5 protein-coding genes are annotated in these 4285 nt (G+C 64.6%); 4 read left to right on the top strand and 1 reads right to left on the bottom strand.

Translation table 11 applies throughout. The annotated features are described in order from the left end of the window. The coding region (locus VKF82_04295; GenBank protein ID HME81278.1) for an NAD(P)-binding protein at positions 1–784 on the bottom strand (784 nt) is incomplete at its 3' end. Between the two features lie 38 nt (positions 785–822). On the opposite strand from VKF82_04295, the gene VKF82_04290 reads away from it, so the two are divergent. The 4 genes from VKF82_04290 to VKF82_04275 form a co-directional block, all read left to right on the top strand. Then, entirely contained in the window at positions 823–1713 is an 891-nt protein-coding gene (locus tag VKF82_04290; protein HME81277.1) for a proline dehydrogenase family protein, read from the top strand. Further along, a complete protein-coding gene (locus VKF82_04285; GenBank protein HME81276.1) occupies positions 1710–2273 on the top strand; it encodes a hypothetical protein in 564 nt (187 codons plus the stop codon). Before VKF82_04290 ends, VKF82_04285 begins: the two co-directional genes overlap by 4 nt. Positions 2274–2349: 76 nt before the next feature. Next, positions 2350–2595, top strand: a complete 246-nt coding sequence (locus VKF82_04280) for a type II toxin-antitoxin system HicB family antitoxin (GenBank protein ID HME81275.1) — start codon at positions 2350–2352, stop codon at positions 2593–2595. Between the two features lie 266 nt (positions 2596–2861). Further along, the coding region (locus VKF82_04275; GenBank protein HME81274.1) for a class II fumarate hydratase at positions 2862–4285 on the top strand (1424 nt) is incomplete at its 3' end.

The following is a 4285-nucleotide window of genomic DNA, read 5'->3' as shown; positions in this document are numbered from 1 at the left end:
TGCACCAGTTGATCGTCGTGCCGCCGCCGACGCACGCGCCGGCCAGGAGCACGACGCCGAGATCGTCGGTCGCCGCCAGCGCATGGTCGAGATAGTAGCGTGCCATCGAGTCCGCTTCGAGCTGGTTGAAATCTGCGACATTCGTGGACGGCCCGGCTTCAAGCACGATCACCTTCTTGCCGGCGGCCGCTAACAGCGCCGCTGCGACGCCTCCCCCGGCGCCTGAACCGACCACGACCGCATCCGCATGAAGCTCGGCCGCATCGGGTTCGAAGATCGGCAGCGGCGGTGGAGGCGCGGGCCGGTCGCCGCGGGGCCCGGGATACCCGACGGCGGTCCACAACGGATTGCGCCCGCGCGCGTCCACGGCCGAATACGCAGCAGACGTGCCCAAACGCTTGAACGCCTGGAAGCCGGTGCGCAGCTGCGGGAACGAGCTGTCGCCCATCGCCACCAGCAAACGCGTGCGATGCTCGTGATCGAGACCGGAAAACGGCGAGAAGCGCCCGCTTAAGATGAAACAGAACATCGACGACTCGAGCATCCGCAGCAGCCCGCGCAGCTGTTCGGACTTGTGCGGAGCGAGCAGGCCGAGCGCCGTCGCCACCTGCGCGGTCGCCGCATCGACGTCGCACTCGACCGGCGCGAAGGTCGCTTCCAGCAGACGCAGCGTGGTGAGTTCGGAGGCTGTCAGCGGCGACTGCACCGGCGCAGCCGCGACAGATGCTTGCGTGTCCGCCATGGCGTGCACCGTGCGGTCGCCGGTGCGGGGACTCCTGCACAAGGCGCGCGGCCCCGCCGCGTGGTAGCCTAACCGTCCTCATGGCCACCTTCGCCGACGTGCTCAACCGACGGCCGGGACTTCAGCGGCGGCTGTTCTTCCTCGCGCGCCGCTTCGTCGCCGGCGAGACGGTCGACAGCGCGCTCGAAGCGGTTGCCGCGCTCAACGCCGACGGCCTTTCAGCTTCGATCGACTTCCTCGGCGAAGATGTGCACTCGCAGACTGAAGCCGCAAAGACCACCCAGACCTATCTGCGGATGATCGAGCGCATCGTGGCCACCCACGCGGACTGCAACGTCTCGGTCAAGTTGAGTGCGATCGGCCAGGCGATCTCCGAAGATCTCGCGTTCGAGAACTTGGCGCGCATCATCGAGGCCGCCCGGCCGCACGCCATGTTCATCCGCCTTGACATGGAAGGTTCAGCGACCGTCGACTCCACCTACCGCTTGCTCGAGCGCGGGCGCGCGATCTACAAAGACATCGGCCCGGTGGTCCAGGCCTATCTGCATCGCGCGGACGCCGACGTCGAGCGCGCGATCGCGCGTGGCTGGCGCGTGAGGTTGTGCAAGGGCGCGTACAAAGAACCGCCCGAGGCGGCGCTGCAAGACATGTCCGCGATCCGCGAGCACTTCAAGACATTGGCGTTCGCGTTGCTCGCTCGCGGCACGTATCCGGCCATCGCAACCCATGACGAGCGGCTGATCGGCGCCGTGCGCGAGTTCGCCGCAGAGCGAGGCATGGCAAAGGATGCGTTCGAGTTCCAGATGCTCTACGGCATCAGCTCCGAACGTCAACGCGAGCTGCGCCGCGAAGGCTATCGCGTGCGTGTCTACGTTCCGTTCGGCACGCACTGGGCGGCCTATTTCTATCGCCGCATGGCCGAGCGCAGAGAGAACGTGTTCTTCGTCGTGCGCAGCATCTTCAGCCGATGAGCCTCGAATTCGGCACGGTCTACGTGCGCGACACGCCGCTGCACGAAGTGCATCGGGCACTCGATGAATTGATGGCTGATTCCGCGCGAACCCCGACGCATGAACGCGGACTCGAGCCGACGCCCGATCCGGTGACCTCTACCAAACGGGTGCGCAGTTTCGCGCTGTTCCCGCAAGAAGACGGCTGGACGACGGTGATCGAGGACGGGCACCCGATCGACGACGGCGGCGTCGCCGAAGGGCTGTCGGACATCTTGCAAGCCGAAACCGTCACGCTGACGTACAGCGATCCGGAGGGAGCGTGGACCTACACGCGCTATTTGGAAGGCCAGCCGCTCGAGGCCGGCGGCGCGGATGACGAAGATTTCGACGTAAGCGCGCACGAGTTCGTGGATGGCCAAGCCCTGCCGCACTTCGGCGTGTATTATGAAGAGGTCGCGGCGGCGGCGGATTCTTCGGCGCCTTCGCTCGCAGGCGCAGAGATCGTCGGCGATATCCGCCCGCGCCTGCCGATCGGCACGGAAATCGTCACATATATCCGCTCCGGCCCCAAACCGTAACAGCGGGATGTTGCCATCGTCCAATAGGCAAGGCCTCACGCAATAGGAAATAAACCCTAACGAGGACCGAATTGAATTGAGCGGCACTCTTTCGGAAGTCCACGTTACTCTCACCGCAGACAGCGAGGGCGGATTTGTCGTCACGGTCGACGAGTTTCCTGAGATTGCGACAGAGGGTGATACGTTGGAAGAAGCGATCGCGAACGCGAAGGAGGCCATCCAGCTGGTGGTCACCCAGCGCGTGGCAGATGGTTCGTTTGGAACGGCCAAGCCGGCTCCGACTCCCAGGGTTGAGATCGCGCGTCTAGAGGTCGCTATTTGAGCTCACTCCCGCAAGTGAGCGGACGCACCACGATAGCCGCCCTGAAGAAGGTCGGCTTTGTTGTGTTACGGCAGAACGGAGACCACTGCTTCTTCAACTCTCGAAAGCCCTTGAAGAAGGGCACGCTTCACAACGCGCTCAAGAATGCGGGCCTCTCCGTCGACGAGTTTCGCGACCTCATCTTGGCGTCCGCGTCCCGGTAGCGACCTAAGTCGAACCCACGCCGAGGGCGGCCCGCACCGCCCTGCCGAAGACCGTCCATTACTATGAAGACGAACAACGAGACATCAGAGACACGCGTCGAAAAAGACTCGATGGGCGAGATGCACGTGCCCGCGTCCGCGCTCTATGGCGCGAGCACCCAGCGCGCCGCGCTCAATTTCCCGATCAGCTCGCTGCGCTACCCGCGCCGCTTCATCAAGGCGCTGGGTCAGGTCAAGCTCGCCGCGGCGCAGACTAACGCTGAGCTCGGCCTCATCGACAAAGACGTCGCCGCGGCGATCGTCAAAGCCGCGCAAGAAGTCATCGATGGCAAGCACGACGCGCACTTCGTGGTCGACACGTTCCAGACAGGATCGGGCACCTCGACCAACATGAACGCGAACGAGGTTATCGCCTACCGCGCGCGCCAGCTCGTCGGCAAGGATGAGGCGAAGAAGATCCACCCCAACGATCACGTCAACTTCGGCCAGTCCAGCAACGACGTCATCCCCACCGCCACCTATATCGCCGCCGCCAGCGCCATCAAAGAAGATCTCGTGCCGGCCCTCCACATCCTCCAGACATCATTGGAGAAGAAGTCCAAAGAGTTCTGGGGCATCATCAAGACCGGCCGCACGCATCTGCAAGACGCCACCCCGATCCGGCTCGGCCAAGAGTTCATCGGTTACGCCGGCCAGATCGAGCGCGGCATAAAGCGCGCGCAAGCGGCGCAGGAGGAGCTGAGTGAAGTCGCCCTCGGCGGCACTGCCGTCGGCACCGGCATCAACACGCACCCTGAGTTCGCCAAACTCGCGACTGCCAAGCTCTCCAAGATGACCGGCCTGACCATCAAAGAGACCAGCAACCACTTCCAGGCCCAAGCCTCGCTCGACAACGCGGTTGCGGCCAGCGGCGCGATGAAGACCATCGCCGTCTCGCTGACCAAGATCGCCAACGACGTTCGCTGGCTCAGCTCCGGCCCGCGCGCGGGCATCGGCGAGCTCGAACTGCCGGCTGTCCAACCCGGCTCGTCCATCATGCCCGGCAAGGTCAACCCGGTCATCGCCGAGTCGGTACTCATGGTGTGCGTCCAGGTCATCGGCAACGACGCGGCCATCACCGTCGGCGGCCAATCCGGCAATTTCGAGATCAACCTCACCATGCCGATCGTCGCCTACGACTTGCTCCAATCCATCGAGCTGCTGGCCAACGCGTCGGCCAACTTCGCGCGCCAAGCCGTCGACGGCCTCAAAGCCACCAACCGGGGACCCGAGATGGTCGAGCGCGGCTTGGCCATCGGCACCAGTCTGGCGCCGATCATCGGCTACGACGCCGCCACCGCAATCGTCAAGGAAGCGGCAGCGTCGGGCAAGACGATTCGGGAGGTCGCTCGGGAGAAGACCAAGCTCTCCGAAAAGGAGCTGGCGACGATCCTCGATCCGGCGCTGATGGTCGAGCCGAGCGCGGACCGCGTGGGCGCCGGCGGCGG

This window comes from Candidatus Eremiobacteraceae bacterium, assembly GCA_035314825.1.
Taxonomy (GTDB): Bacteria; Vulcanimicrobiota; Vulcanimicrobiia; order Eremiobacterales; family Eremiobacteraceae; genus JAFAHD01.
The sequence above is the reverse complement of the archived record's forward strand: the minus strand, read 5'-3'. Positions and strand labels throughout refer to the sequence as shown.